This window comes from Serratia sp. MYb239 (assembly GCF_002966855.1).
Lineage (GTDB): Bacteria > Pseudomonadota > Gammaproteobacteria > Enterobacterales > Enterobacteriaceae > Serratia_B > Serratia_B rhizosphaerae.
This window is the reverse complement of sequence record NZ_CP023268.1, coordinates 4414981-4427724: the sequence shown is the minus strand read 5'-3', so window position 1 is coordinate 4427724 and position 12744 is coordinate 4414981. Positions and strand designations below refer to the sequence as shown.

Genomic DNA, 12744 nt, shown 5'->3' with positions numbered 1-12744 from the left:
TCGATGCAAACGAAGAAGAGTGAAATCTGGGTTGGGGTATTTATGCTGATCGCGCTGGCCGCCATCATCTTTATCTGCCTGCAGGTTGCCAATGTGAAATCCATCGGCAACGAACCGACCTACCGTATCTATGCCACCTTCGATAACATTGGTGGCCTGAAAGCGCGTTCGCCGGTGAAGATTGGCGGGGTGGTGATCGGCCGCGTGGCGGATATTGAACTGGATCCGAAAACGTATTCGCCGCGCGTTGCGCTGGATATTCAGGATAAGTACAACCAGATCCCGGATACCAGTTCCCTGGCAATCCGCACGTCGGGCCTGCTGGGGGAACAGTTTCTTGCCCTGAACGTCGGCTTTGAAGACCCGGAAATGGGGACTGCTATTCTCAAGGATGGCGGCACCATTCAGGACACGAAATCAGCAATGGTGCTGGAAGATTTGATCGGCCAGTTCCTGTATAAAAGCGGCGGTCAGGATGAAGCCAAGCCGGATGCTGCGGGTGCAGCGCCGGCAGCCGCCCCGAGTCATTAAAAGAGGAAACCTGCATGTTTAAACGTTTATTGATGGTTGCCCTGTTGGTGGTTGCACCGCTGGCAAGCGCGGCGGACCAAACCAACCCATACAGCATGATGCAAGAAGCGGCGGAGAAGACCTTTACCCGCCTCAAAACCGAGCAGCCGAAAATCAAGCAGGATCCGAACTCGCTGCGTTCCATCGTGCATGAAGAGCTGATGCCGTACGTTCAGGTGAAATACGCCGGCGCGCTGGTGCTGGGCCGTTATTACAAAGAAGCGACGCCGGCGCAGCGTGAAGCGTACTTCACCGCGTTCCAGGCCTATCTGGAGCAGGCATACGGCCAGGCGCTGGCGCTGTATCACGGCCAGACCTATCAGATTGCGCCGCAGCAGCCGCTGGGTGACGCCAATATCGTGGCGATTCGCGTCACCATTATCGACACCAACGGCCGTCCGCCGGTGCGTCTTGATTTCCAATGGCGTAAAAACAGCAAGACCGGCCACTGGCAGGCATATGACATGATCGCCGAAGGCGTCAGCATGATCACCACCAAGCAGAATGAGTGGGCGTCAACGCTGCGTACCAAAGGCATCGACGGCCTGACTCAGCAACTGCAGGCGGCGGCCAAGCAGCCGATCACGCTGGACCAGAAAAAGTAATGGCTGAGTCTCTGCGTTTCGATGACCAGCAGCAGACGCTGGTGCTGCACGGCGACCTAGACCGGGAAACGCTGCTGCCGCTGTGGCGGCAGCGCGCCGAGCTGCTGAAAGGCAAAACGGCGATTGACGTGGCGCAGCTGCGCCGCGTGGACTCTTCCGGTTTGGCGCTGCTGGTGCATCTGCGTGCCGAACAGCTGCGCAACGGCGTGGAATTGAAAATTTCCGGCGCCACCGACCGTTTGAGAACGCTGATCGCTTTGTACAATCTGCAGGAGATAATGCCTGTCGAGACACGGAGTTAGGCGCGGTTTATCGGCGCGGCGGTAAGTACATGCTCGAAAGCCCCTGTTATGCAGGGGCTTTTTCTTTAGTTTAAGAAAGCGCCGTATTCCTCTAAGATATCAGGCTGATTATGATCCTTTGTAGCAGAACGGGATACCATGGAAAATAGCGAAATTAAAGACGTGCTGATGAATGCATTGGCGCTGGAAGAAGTGCAGGTGACGGGCGACGGCAGCCACTTTCAGGTGATTGCGGTCGGTGAACTGTTTGGCGCCATGAGCCGCGTCAAACAGCAGCAGGCGATCTATGCGCCGCTGATGGAATACATTGCCGACAACCGCATTCATGCCCTGTCGATCAAGGCATACACCCCTGAAGAGTGGAAGCGGGATCGCAAACTCAACGGATTTTAAGGCTGCGGGCCTTTCGGGCCGGCAGCGTTGATACCCGGTTGACCGACGGCGCAGGCAAGGGAGCACAGCGGCGCGCTTGCGGGCGGCCAGTGTGCGGTGGCGTGGGTTGGCGGGTATTGTGGACGAGACAACAGAGAGTCATTAGATGGATAAATTTCGAGTGCAGGGCCGTACCCGCCTGAGCGGGGAAGTGGCTATTTCCGGGGCGAAAAACGCCGCCCTGCCGATTCTGTTTGCCGCGTTGTTGGCAGAAGAGCCGGTCGAGTTACAGAATGTTCCCAAACTGAAAGACATCGATACCACCATCAAGCTGTTGAGCCAGCTGGGTGCGAAAGTTGAACGTAATGGTTCGGTGTTTATGGACGCCAGCGGTGTGAACGAACTCTGCGCGCCTTACGATCTGGTGAAAACCATGCGCGCTTCCATCTGGGCGCTGGGTCCGCTGGTCGCCCGTTTCGGCTATGGCCAGGTTTCTCTGCCGGGCGGCTGCGCCATCGGCGCGCGTCCGGTCGATCTGCATATCACCGGTCTGGAACAGCTGGGTGCCGAGATCAAACTGGAAGAAGGCTATGTGAAGGCATCCGTCGATGGCCGTCTGAAGGGCGCGCATATCGTGATGGACAAAGTGAGCGTGGGCGCTACCGTCACCATTATGAGCGCCGCGACGCTGGCGACGGGCACCACCGTGATTGAAAACGCCGCACGCGAGCCGGAAATTGTCGATACCGCCGAATTCCTGAATACGCTGGGTGCAAAAATCAGCGGCGCCGGCAGCGACAAGATCACCATTGAAGGCGTTGAGCGTCTGGGCGGCGGCGTTTACCGTGTTCTGCCTGACCGTATTGAAACCGGCACCTTCCTGGTGGCGGCGGCGATCTCCGGCGGCAAGGTGCTGTGTCGTGATACTCGTCCTGACACGTTGGATGCGGTGCTGGCCAAGCTGCGTGAAGCCGGTGCGGATATTGAAGTCGGTGAGGACTGGATCAGTCTGGATATGCACGGTCAGCGGCCAAAGGCCATTACCATTCGCACCGCGCCGCACCCGGGCTTCCCGACCGATATGCAGGCGCAGTTCAGCCTGTTGAACCTGGTGGCTGAAGGTACCGGCGTTATCACCGAAACCATCTTCGAAAACCGCTTCATGCACGTACCGGAGCTGATCCGCATGGGCGCACATGCGGAAATCGAAAGCAACACGGTAATCTGCCATGGCGTTGAGCAACTGTCCGGTGCGCAGGTGATGGCGACCGATCTGCGCGCTTCCGCCAGCCTGGTGCTGGCCGGCTGTATCGCCGATGGCGTGACCATCGTTGACCGTATTTATCATATCGATCGCGGCTATGAGCGTATCGAAGATAAGCTGCGTGCGTTGGGCGCGAATATCGAGCGCGTAAAAGGCGAGTAAATAAAAAATGCATTACGTCCCCCGCAGGACGTAATGCATAGTTATTGAATCACTCTGTAAAAATGCATCTGATTAGGTGCATTTTTTATTCATCAGCATGGATAACTGAATTATTTACCCATCGTTTCGCGATAGCGCTGAGCATATTCGGCGACGGTATCGCGATCGGTCATCAGGCCAATAACACCACCGACGAAACCGCCGATGATTGGAGCAATGACGACGCCAACCAGCTGGGCAAAGGCACCAAACATGATGCTGCCGCCGGTAGCGAATTTCGCCATGCCGGCGCCGCTGGCGATGCCATCCATGATACCCCAAAGCATACCATCGAAAGTACCGCCGCTAACGGTGGTCAGTTCTTTATTGTTTAATTCACGCATGTAATGTCCTTATATATAAATTAAAATAAATATATTTTTTATATGAATGCAGATTTTCAAGAGAAATAAAATAATATTGCTCTGGAAATCGCGTGGTTAAAAGTACAAGAGATTAAGAATTAAATAAACAGTTTAATATGGAAATGATGATTTATTTTTTATAACTACAAACTAAATGAATGGGTGTATATTTTAATATCTATTTTATTTATTAAATTTAATTATATGTTTAATGCATGATTATTATTTTGGCGTGGCTTGTCGGTAGAATATGGGGCGAAGAAAAGAGGGGGGGGGCTGACGTATCAACAAACGCATACGGAGATGCCTTCGCCGATACGTCTCGTATGACGCTAGTTGTTATCTTCCGGGAACTCACCCACCGTCATTTGCAGCGTGATGCGTTTGCCGTCGCGCAGTACTATCACCGGAATTGTGGTGCCAGGGCGGATTTCCGCAACTTGGTCCATGGTTTCCAGTACGGAGATCGCCGGTTTATGGTTGACGTTGATGATAATATCGTTGATATGGAAATTGGCGTTAGCCGCCGGGCCGTTCGGCGTAATTTCGGTCACGATAATCCCCTGCAGGCGATCGATGCCGCTGTTGGAGGTGCGCAGCGGGATAATCTCTTTGCCCTGGATGCCGAAGTAGCCGCGAATAACGCGACCATCACGAATCAGCTTCTCCATAATCTTGCTGGCCAGCTCGGTAGGAATGGCAAAGCCCAGGCCCTCCGGGGTTTCGCCGTTGGTGACTTTGTCATAAGTCAGCGTATTGATCCCCATCAGCTCGCCCAGCGAGTTCACCAGCGCGCCGCCGGAGTTGCCGCGGTTGATTGACGCATCGGTCTGCAGGAAGGTCTGGCGGCCGGTGGTGCTCAGACTGATGCGTCCGGTGGCGCTGATAATCCCCTGGGTAACGGTCTGACCAAGGTTATAGGGGTTGCCGATCGCCAGAACCACGTCGCCGATATGTGCCATACGTTTGGTATTGATGGGAATAACCGGCAGATTGCCCGGATCGATCTTGAGCACCGCCAGATCGGTCAGGCTGTCGGAACCGACCAGCAGCGCTTCGTAGCGGCGGCCGTCCTGCAGCACCACGGTAATCTGCTGCGCATCCTTGATGACGTGGCGGTTGGTCAGGATATAGCCGTGATCGTTCATAATGACGCCGGAACCGAGCGACAGCACGTTGGGGGCGCCGCTCATGTTGCGGTTGTAGATATTTACCACTGCGGGCGCGGCGCGGCGCACCGCTTTGTTATAACCGGCCGGGGTTTCGTCGGCGGTACTCTCCATTTTCTCTGCAAACAGTTGATTGGAATAACGCAGCACGGGAAGCGCTGCCAATAGCAGGCCGGCAACGATTAAACCAATAACAGTGGAACGCAAGAGCTTAGCAAACATGGAGTTTTAACAGATAAAATAAAGGATGAACGGAGAATAACACGAGTTAACCGGGTGCAGTATGCTACCGCACCCGGTTTTTGTACAAATTAACGCATTAACAGGTAAATGGTTTCGCCGCCACGGACGATATTCAGCGCCATCACTGGCGGTTTCGCCGCCAGGACTTTGCGCAGCGTGGTGATGCTTTCAACGCGCTGACGGTTGATGCCGATAATCACATCGCCTTTTTGCAGGCCCATCTGCGCCGCCGGCGTACCTTTGCCGACGTTGTCGATCTTCACGCCTTTCTCGCCGCCCGGCAGCGCGCCGTTGCTCAGTGAAGCGCCCTGCAAGGCCGGGGACAGGGTTTCCGCGCTGGTGGAGGCGGTTTCGCTGTTATCCAGCGTGACGGAGACCTCTTGCTGCTTACCGTCGCGCAACAGGCCGATCTTGATGGTTTTGCCCGGCGCGGTGGTGCCGACCTTGGCGCGCAGTTCAGCGAAGCTGCCGATTGGCTTGCCGTCGACGGAAACCAGAATATCGCCGGCTTTGATACCGGCCTTGGCCGCAGCGGATTTTGGCAGCACTTCGCTGACAAAGGCGCCGCGCTGCGCGTCGGTATTAAAGGCCTTGGCGATATCGGCGGTCATCTCGCTGCCTTTGATGCCCAGCAGGCCGCGCTTCACTTCGCCGAACTCGATCAGCTGCTGGCTCAGGTTCTGCGCCATATTGCTGGGGATGGCGAAGCCGATGCCGATATTGCCGCCGCCCGGCGCCAGAATAGCGGTGTTGATACCGATCAGTTCGCCGTTCAGATTCACCAGCGCGCCGCCGGAGTTGCCGCGGTTAATTGAGGCATCGGTCTGGATAAAGTTCTCCAGGCCCTCCAGGTTGAGGCCGCTGCGCCCCAGCGCGGAGATAATGCCGGAGGTGGCGGTTTGCCCCAGGCCGAACGGGTTGCCGACGGCGACGGCAAAGTCGCCGACGCGCAGTTTATCGGAATCGGCCATTTTCACCGCGGTCAGGTTCTTGGCGGTGATCTGCAGCAGCGCGATGTCGGTCTGTTCGTCGCGGCCAAGCAGCTTGGCGTCGAACTCGCGGCCGTCATTCAGCTGCACTTTGATTTTGTCAGCGTTGGCGATGACGTGGTTGTTGGTAAGAATATAGCCTTTGGCTGCGTCAATAATCACGCCTGAACCGAGGCCTTCAAACGGACGAGAACTTTGCTTCTGTGTAGGGAAATTAGGGCCGAAGAAATATTTGAACTCTTCCGGCAAACGTTGGCGCTGCACCTGAGTCCCTTCAATATGCACGCTGACCACGGCGGGTAAGACTTTTTCCAGCATCGGCGCCAGGCTTGGCAACTGCTGCCCCTGGACGGCGAGTGGCAAGGCCGCATTGGCCACCGGTACGGAGGTAAGCGTCAGGCCAATACTCATTGCTAATGCACTAAGAATTAACGACTTTTTTTTCATTGATAATAACTCTCTCATTACCTGCCGGTGAAATTAATTAACCACTAAAGGTAAGGTTAAGACCGTGAATTTGCGTCATAAGTTCACCGCCAACATCCATTTAAGGCTTTAGGATAGCGCAGGAATCGCATCGGGGGGAGGGGGAAAGTACAAAAGCCCGCGCAAAATTTACGCGGGCTGAAAACGGCGGTCAGTCGCGACGCGGCGCACCACGCAGCAGGCCGGAAGCGCCTTCGGAGTAGTCGCGCGGCATTTCAACCGGCGCCTGATCGTTATCCGCTTCGGATTCGCTCAGGCGATAACGGAACGGGTTTTCCTGCATCGGCAGGTCCGGCAGCAGGTTATTGGAGCTTTTCGCCATATGTTGATAGAGCTGGCGATAGTCGCGCGCCATGTTGTCCAGCAGTTCCGCACTGCGGGCAAAATGGCCGACCAGTTCCTGACGGTACTCTTCCAGCTCGGTTTTGCTTTTATCCAGTTCGTTTTGCAAAACCTGTTGTTGACGTAGTTTACGGTTACCAAAGCGCATCGCTACCGCACCGATGACGATACCGACCACCAAACCAATCAGCGCATACTCCCAGGTCATGATGACTCCTATTGTGACTTCGTTGTTCCGCAGGGATTTTTCACTTAATAATATCCACTATAACCGTTAACCTTGTCCGAGTGGAATCCTGAAGCGCTGTTACCTTGGCTTTTCCGGGTTTTTGAGTGGGCCGCAATGCGGGGAAATGTGGCGATAACCGGAAATATGACCGGTAACGCGCGGCTAAAATGGGCTAAATAAATTCTTTATCCGCGCTGTGCGCCAGCGGGCGCGGGCGGAGCGATTGCAGGGAACATTAGGCAACATGTATTCACCATCACCGTTAACACGCTACCAGCAGGCGCTGGACGCCGGCGACTATCAGGCCGATGAGGTGCAGCGCCGGGCGGTCAGCCAGTTAGATTCCATTTATCAGCAGTTGATACAACAAACGCCCGACGCGCCGCCAGAGGCCGGCGGTCTGCGCGGCAAGCTCAGCCGCTGGCTGGGAAAAGGCGGCCGTCCGGCGGCGCAGCGCCCGGTGCAGGGGCTGTATATGTGGGGCGGCGTCGGGCGCGGCAAAACCTGGCTGATGGATATGTTCTTCCACAGCCTGCCGGGGGAGCGCAAACTGCGGCTGCATTTTCACCGCTTTATGCTGCGGGTGCACGAAGAGCTGGCGCAGCTGCAGGGGCAGGAAAACCCGTTGGAGGTTGTCGCCGACGGCTTTAAGGCGCAGGCGGACGTCTTATGCTTTGACGAGTTCTTTGTCTCCGACATCACCGACGCCATGCTGCTGGCGACGCTGCTGCAGGCGCTGTTCGCCCGCGGCATTACCCTGGTGGCCACCTCGAACATCCCGCCGGACGAGCTGTATCGCAACGGCCTGCAGCGCGCACGCTTCCTGCCGGCCATCGATCTGATCAACGAGTACTGCGACGTGATGAACGTGGACGCCGGCATTGACTATCGCTTGCGCACCCTGACTCAGGCGCATCTCTACCTGACGCCGCTGAATGCGCAGACTCAACAGGCGCTGGACGATATCTTCAGCAAACTGGCGGGCAAGGGCGGCGACGAATCGCCGCTGCTGGAGATCAACCACCGGCCGCTGCAGGCGCTGCGCGCGGCGGACGGCGTGCTGGCGGTGGATTTTCATACGCTGTGCGAAGAGGCGCGCAGTCAGCTGGATTACATCGCGCTGTCGCGCCTGTATCACAGCGTTATCCTGCATAACGTGCGGGTGATGGGGCCGCTGAAGGAGAGCACCGCGCGCCGTTTCCTGGCGCTGGTGGATGAGTTCTACGAGCGTCACGTCAAACTGGTGATCGCCGCCGAGGCGCCGATGTTCGACATTTACCAGGGCGAGCGGCTGAAGTTTGAATACCAGCGTTGCCTGTCGCGCCTGCAGGAGATGCAGAGCGAAGAATATCTGAAGCTGCCGCATCTGCCGTGATATCATACGGGCCTCCACGCATCGAGGCCCGCCTGATGCCGCTAAAATGCATTTTTCCTGCAAAAACTGTTCGATCTTTGCGGGTGACTTCTCTATAATCTTGCGACCCCACGTTACAACAAAGTTTTTTTCCCAAAAACTTTATAGTGCCGGCAATGGCTATTCGAAGGGGTAGGTTTGCTGGACTTGATGGTCGTGTGAGCCTCAACTGTTTTCGAGCGTTTGGGTGTTCACCAACGTGTAACTAATTATTGGGTAAGCTTTTAATGAAAACTTTTACAGCTAAACCAGAGACCGTAAAACGCGACTGGTACGTTGTTGATGCGAACGGTAAAACTTTAGGCCGTCTCGCTACTGAACTGGCTCGTCGTCTGCGCGGCAAGCATAAAGCGGAATACACCCCGCACGTTGATACCGGTGATTACATCATCGTTCTGAACGCTGACAAAGTTGCTGTAACCGGCAACAAGCGTAACGACAAGATGTACTACCACCACACCGGCCACATCGGTGGTATCAAAGAAGCGACCTTTGAAGAGATGATTGCCCGCCGTCCTGAGCGTGTGATTGAAATCGCGGTTAAAGGCATGCTGCCAAAGGGTCCGTTGGGTCGTGCAATGTTCCGTAAACTGAAAGTTTACGCGGGCACCGAGCACAATCACGCGGCACAGCAACCGCAAGTTCTGGACATTTAATCGGGATTAATGGCAATGGCTGAAAATCAATACTACGGCACTGGTCGCCGCAAAAGCTCCGCCGCTCGCGTCTTTATCAAGCCGGGCAACGGTAACATCGTTATCAACCAGCGCAGCCTGGAACAGTACTTCGGTCGCGAAACTGCCCGCATGGTAGTTCGTCAGCCGCTGGAACTGGTCGACATGGTTGGCAAACTGGATCTGTACATCACTGTTAAAGGTGGCGGCATCTCCGGTCAAGCTGGCGCTATCCGCCACGGTATCACCCGTGCGCTGATGGAATACGACGAGACTCTGCGTTCTGAACTGCGTAAAGCTGGCTTCGTCACTCGTGACGCTCGTCAGGTTGAACGTAAGAAAGTCGGCCTGCGTAAAGCACGTCGTCGTCCGCAGTTCTCCAAGCGTTAATTTATTCTGCTGCGGCAGAACGAATTATGCGAAAAACCCGGTGTTGCACCGGGTTTTTTTATGTCTGAAATTCCCCCCCACCGGTGAAAAATCTGCGCGTCGCCAGACAAATAGTGATGAAATCGCCGCCCGCTCCCCACAAAACGGGCAAAATCTGGTAAACTATCATCCACTTTTGCGCCTGTTCGCCGAGCAGTTGCCGCCAGTTACCTCCGAGGCCGCTTTCCAGACCTAAGGTTACCTGCGTGCTGCTGGCCTGCGGTCAAGATCATTCAGGATAGCAGCCGGATATTCCCATGCGTTTTCACTTTGCCATGGGCAAGGTGCAAGCTTCGGGGCTAAGTTGGCTATTCGCAGTATTTTCTAGATAAAACTTGGAGGTTTTCATGGCTGTCGCTGCCAACAAACGTTCGGTAATGACGCTGTTTTCTGGCCCGACCGACATTTTTAGCCATCAAGTACGTATCGTACTGGCGGAAAAAGGTGTCAGCGTCGAGATTGAGCAGGTTGAACCGGATAACCTGCCACAGGATCTGATCGACCTCAATCCTTACCAAACGGTGCCGACGCTGGTCGATCGCGAGCTGACGCTGTATGAGTCCCGTATTATCATGGAATACCTGGACGAGCGCTTCCCGCACCCGCCGCTGATGCCGGTTTATCCGGTAGCGCGTGGCGAAAGCCGCCTGATGATGCTGCGCATCGAAAAGAACTGGTATTCGCTGATGTACAAGATCGAGCAGAGCAGCGGTCAGGAAGCCGAATCTGCCCGCCGTCAGCTGCGTGAAGAACTGCTGGCCATCGCGCCGATCTTTGCTCAGGCGCCATATTTCATGAGCGAAGAGTTCAGCCTGGTGGATTGCTACCTGGCGCCGCTGCTGTGGCGTCTGCCGCAGCTGGGCATTGAACTGAACGGCGCCGGTTCCAAAGAGCTGAAAGGCTATATGACCCGCGTCTTTGAACGTGATGCGTTCCTGGCCTCACTGACCGAAGCCGAGCGCGAAATGCGCCTGCATACTCGGGGTTAATCATGGATATGTCGCAGATGACGCCGCGCCGCCCTTATCTGCTGCGGGCGTTTTATGACTGGCTGCTGGACAACCAGCTGACGCCGCATCTGGTGGTCGACGTAACACGCCCGGACGTTCAGGTGCCGATGGAGTTCGCGCGCGATGGTCAGATCGTTCTGAACATTGCGCCGCGTGCGGTCGGCAACCTGCAGCTGGGCGACAACGAAGTGAGCTTTAACGCCCGCTTCGGCGGCGTACCGCGTCAGGTGCTGGTGCCCCTGGCCGCGGTGCTGGCGATTTACGCCCGTGAGAACGGCGCGGGAACCATGTTCGAACCGGAAGCCGCTTACGATGAAGGCGAAGGTGCTTTCGACGAGCTGGAGACGGTGCCTTCTGAAAGCCTGATGTCGGTTATCGACGGCGATCGTCCTGACAACGGTGACGATAACGATCCGGATGATGAACCGCCACAGCCGCCACGCGGCGGGCGCCCGGCGTTGCGCGTGGTTAAGTAAGCGCAACTTCCGTTTGATTGAAAAGGTACAGCATGCTGTACCTTTTTTTATTGGCAGAATCCGGGACAGAACACCGTGTTAATGTCCGAAGGCCTCTGCCGTAAAACGCCATAAAAAAACGGCCTCCCGTCGGGGAAGCCGTTTGGCACGGTCATTTAAGCCGCGTGGCGAGGTTACACTTCCAGATAGTTCAGGATGCCGTCGGCGGCTTTACGCCCCTCGGCAATCGCCGTCACCACCAGGTCAGAGCCGCGCACCGCATCGCCGCCGGCGAAGATTTTCGGGTTGCTGGTCTGGAACGCGTTGTCGCTGCCTTCCGGTGCCACAATACGCCCCTGCTTGTCGAGCTGGACGTCATGCGCCGCCAGCCAGTTCATCGCATGCGGACGGAAACCGAAGGCCATCACCACCGCGTCGGCATCCAGCACGTGCTCGGAACCCGGCACCGGCTCTGCCGCCTGACGGCCGTTGGCATCCGGCTCGCCCAGCTGAGTGCGCACCATTTTCACCCCGGCTACGCGCCCGGCGGCGTTCAGCTCGATGCTGAGCGGCTGCAGGTTGAACTGGAACTCGACGCCTTCCTCCCGCGCGTTGGTCACTTCGCGTTTGGAGCCAGGCATATTCGCCTCATCGCGACGGTAGGCGCAGGTCACCTGCGTGGCGCCCTGACGGATGGAGGTGCGTACGCAGTCCATCGCGGTATCGCCGCCGCCCAGCACCACCACGCGCTTGCCTTCCATGCTGACATACGGCTCCTGCTCACTGCTCTGGTAGCCCATCAGCTGCTTGGTGTTGGCGATCAGGAACGGCAGGGCATCGTAGACGCCCGGCGCACCTTCATTCTCCAGGCCGCCGCGCATCGACTGATAGGTGCCGACGCCGAGGAACACCGCGTCGTACTCGTCAATCAGCGCGTCCAGCGCGACGTCTTTGCCGATTTCAGTATTGAGCTGGAATTCGATGCCCATCTCGCTGAAGATTTCACGGCGCTTGATCATCACCTCTTTCTCCAGCTTGAACGCCGGAATGCCGAAGGTCAGCAGGCCGCCGATCTCCGGGTGACGATCGTAGACCACGGCTTTGACGCCGTTGCGGGTCAGCACGTCGGCACAGGCCAGACCGGCCGGGCCGGCGCCGACGATCGCCACGCGTTTGCCGGTCGGCTGGACGTGCGACATATCCGGTTTCCAACCCATTTCGATGGCTTTATCGTTGATATAACGTTCGATATTGCCGATGGTTACCGCGCCGAACTCATCGTTCAGCGTACAGGAGCCTTCACACAGGCGATCCTGCGGACAGACGCGGCCGCACACTTCCGGCAGGCTGTTGGTCTGGTGCGCCAGATCCGCCGCCTCCATGATACGCCCCTCATTGGCCAGCTTCAGCCAGTTCGGGATGTAGTTGTGCACCGGGCACTTCCACTCGCAATACGGGTTGCCGCAGGACAGACAGCGGTCCGCCTGCGCTTCGGCCTGCGAATCCGAAAACGGCTCGTAGATTTCCACGAAATCGATTTTACGGATCTTCAGCGGTTTCTTCGGCGGATCAACGCGCTGCAGGTCGATAAATTGATAAACATTCTGACTCATTATGACCTACCT

At 56.5% G+C, this 12744-nt stretch carries 15 protein-coding genes; 10 read left to right on the top strand and 5 right to left on the bottom strand.

Annotation, left to right across the window (positions count from 1 at the left end):
- Nucleotides 1–3 precede the first annotated feature (3 nt).
- The 5 genes from mlaD (at nt 4) to murA (ending at nt 3275) form a co-directional block, all read left to right on the top strand.
- Nucleotides 4–531, top strand: a complete 528-nt coding sequence (gene mlaD / locus CLM71_RS21145) for an outer membrane lipid asymmetry maintenance protein MlaD (protein ID WP_105232752.1) — start codon at nt 4–6, stop codon at nt 529–531.
- A 14-nt stretch (nt 532–545) separates the two neighbouring features.
- Entirely contained in the window at nt 546–1175 is a 630-nt protein-coding gene (mlaC, locus tag CLM71_RS21140; RefSeq protein ID WP_105232751.1) for a phospholipid-binding protein MlaC, read from the top strand.
- Nucleotides 1175–1477 (top strand): lipid asymmetry maintenance protein MlaB, encoded by a 303-nt coding sequence (mlaB, locus tag CLM71_RS21135; protein WP_105232750.1) that lies wholly within the window; start codon nt 1175–1177, stop codon nt 1475–1477. Before mlaC ends, mlaB begins: the two co-directional genes overlap by 1 nt.
- A gap of 138 nt (nt 1478–1615) precedes the next feature.
- Nucleotides 1616–1870, top strand: coding sequence for a BolA family iron metabolism protein IbaG (gene ibaG, locus CLM71_RS21130; protein WP_015961996.1), 255 nt, complete (start codon nt 1616–1618; stop codon nt 1868–1870).
- Between the two features lie 145 nt (nt 1871–2015).
- On the top strand, nt 2016–3275 hold the full coding sequence (gene murA, locus CLM71_RS21125; RefSeq protein ID WP_105232749.1) for a UDP-N-acetylglucosamine 1-carboxyvinyltransferase: 1260 nt from the start codon (nt 2016–2018) through the stop codon (nt 3273–3275).
- A gap of 110 nt (nt 3276–3385) precedes the next feature.
- Here the strand turns inward: murA and CLM71_RS21120 are convergent, their stop codons facing one another.
- From CLM71_RS21120 to zapG, 4 genes are all read right to left on the bottom strand, one after another.
- A complete protein-coding gene (locus CLM71_RS21120) occupies nt 3386–3658 on the bottom strand; it encodes a bacteriocin (protein ID WP_105232748.1) in 273 nt (90 codons plus the stop codon).
- 353 nt (nt 3659–4011) lie between these two features.
- Nucleotides 4012–5070 (bottom strand): outer membrane-stress sensor serine endopeptidase DegS, encoded by a 1059-nt coding sequence (gene degS / locus CLM71_RS21115; RefSeq protein WP_105232747.1) that lies wholly within the window; start codon nt 5068–5070, stop codon nt 4012–4014.
- A gap of 89 nt (nt 5071–5159) precedes the next feature.
- Complete coding sequence (gene degQ / locus CLM71_RS21110; protein WP_105232746.1) at nt 5160–6527, bottom strand: serine endoprotease DegQ; 1368 nt, start codon at nt 6525–6527, stop codon at nt 5160–5162.
- Between the two features lie 190 nt (nt 6528–6717).
- Nucleotides 6718–7116: a Z-ring associated protein ZapG gene (zapG, locus tag CLM71_RS21105; RefSeq protein WP_015961991.1), complete on the bottom strand. Its 399-nt coding sequence runs from the start codon at nt 7114–7116 to the stop codon at nt 6718–6720.
- A gap of 265 nt (nt 7117–7381) precedes the next feature.
- Between zapG and zapE the strand changes: the two genes are divergently transcribed.
- The 5 genes from zapE (at nt 7382) to sspB (ending at nt 11140) form a co-directional block, all read left to right on the top strand.
- On the top strand, nt 7382–8512 hold the full coding sequence (gene zapE / locus CLM71_RS21100) for a cell division protein ZapE (protein ID WP_105232745.1): 1131 nt from the start codon (nt 7382–7384) through the stop codon (nt 8510–8512).
- 266 nt (nt 8513–8778) lie between these two features.
- Nucleotides 8779–9207 (top strand): 50S ribosomal protein L13, encoded by a 429-nt coding sequence (gene rplM, locus CLM71_RS21095; protein WP_015961989.1) that lies wholly within the window; start codon nt 8779–8781, stop codon nt 9205–9207.
- A 15-nt stretch (nt 9208–9222) separates the two neighbouring features.
- On the top strand, nt 9223–9615 hold the full coding sequence (gene rpsI / locus CLM71_RS21090; protein WP_004937080.1) for a 30S ribosomal protein S9: 393 nt from the start codon (nt 9223–9225) through the stop codon (nt 9613–9615).
- Between the two features lie 386 nt (nt 9616–10001).
- Nucleotides 10002–10643: a stringent starvation protein SspA gene (gene sspA, locus CLM71_RS21085; RefSeq protein WP_054307417.1), complete on the top strand. Its 642-nt coding sequence runs from the start codon at nt 10002–10004 to the stop codon at nt 10641–10643.
- Nucleotides 10644–10645: 2 nt separating this feature from the next.
- On the top strand, nt 10646–11140 hold the full coding sequence (gene sspB / locus CLM71_RS21080) for a ClpXP protease specificity-enhancing factor (protein ID WP_105232744.1): 495 nt from the start codon (nt 10646–10648) through the stop codon (nt 11138–11140).
- Nucleotides 11141–11313: 173 nt separating this feature from the next.
- Here sspB and CLM71_RS21075 read toward each other — a convergent pair whose 3' ends face one another.
- Entirely contained in the window at nt 11314–12732 is a 1419-nt protein-coding gene (locus CLM71_RS21075) for a glutamate synthase small subunit (RefSeq protein ID WP_105232743.1), read from the bottom strand.
- Nucleotides 12733–12744: the final 12 nt, after the last annotated feature.

What these genes read in the sequence shown, in the direction of transcription:
- mlaD (WP_105232752.1), top strand. Translation starts at nt 4, where the DNA reads ATGCAAACGAAGAAGAGTGAAATCTGGGTTGGGGTATTTATGCTGATC.
- mlaC (WP_105232751.1), top strand. Translation starts at nt 546, where the DNA reads ATGTTTAAACGTTTATTGATGGTTGCCCTGTTGGTGGTTGCACCGCTG.
- mlaB (WP_105232750.1), top strand. Translation starts at nt 1,175, where the DNA reads ATGGCTGAGTCTCTGCGTTTCGATGACCAGCAGCAGACGCTGGTGCTG.
- ibaG (WP_015961996.1), top strand. Translation starts at nt 1,616, where the DNA reads ATGGAAAATAGCGAAATTAAAGACGTGCTGATGAATGCATTGGCGCTG.
- murA (WP_105232749.1), top strand. Translation starts at nt 2,016, where the DNA reads ATGGATAAATTTCGAGTGCAGGGCCGTACCCGCCTGAGCGGGGAAGTG.
- CLM71_RS21120 (WP_105232748.1), bottom strand. Translation starts at nt 3,658, where the DNA reads ATGCGTGAATTAAACAATAAAGAACTGACCACCGTTAGCGGCGGTACT.
- degS (WP_105232747.1), bottom strand. Translation starts at nt 5,070, where the DNA reads ATGTTTGCTAAGCTCTTGCGTTCCACTGTTATTGGTTTAATCGTTGCC.
- degQ (WP_105232746.1), bottom strand. Translation starts at nt 6,527, where the DNA reads ATGAAAAAAAAGTCGTTAATTCTTAGTGCATTAGCAATGAGTATTGGC.
- zapG (WP_015961991.1), bottom strand. Translation starts at nt 7,116, where the DNA reads ATGACCTGGGAGTATGCGCTGATTGGTTTGGTGGTCGGTATCGTCATC.
- zapE (WP_105232745.1), top strand. Translation starts at nt 7,382, where the DNA reads ATGTATTCACCATCACCGTTAACACGCTACCAGCAGGCGCTGGACGCC.
- rplM (WP_015961989.1), top strand. Translation starts at nt 8,779, where the DNA reads ATGAAAACTTTTACAGCTAAACCAGAGACCGTAAAACGCGACTGGTAC.
- rpsI (WP_004937080.1), top strand. Translation starts at nt 9,223, where the DNA reads ATGGCTGAAAATCAATACTACGGCACTGGTCGCCGCAAAAGCTCCGCC.
- sspA (WP_054307417.1), top strand. Translation starts at nt 10,002, where the DNA reads ATGGCTGTCGCTGCCAACAAACGTTCGGTAATGACGCTGTTTTCTGGC.
- sspB (WP_105232744.1), top strand. Translation starts at nt 10,646, where the DNA reads ATGGATATGTCGCAGATGACGCCGCGCCGCCCTTATCTGCTGCGGGCG.
- CLM71_RS21075 (WP_105232743.1), bottom strand. Translation starts at nt 12,732, where the DNA reads ATGAGTCAGAATGTTTATCAATTTATCGACCTGCAGCGCGTTGATCCG.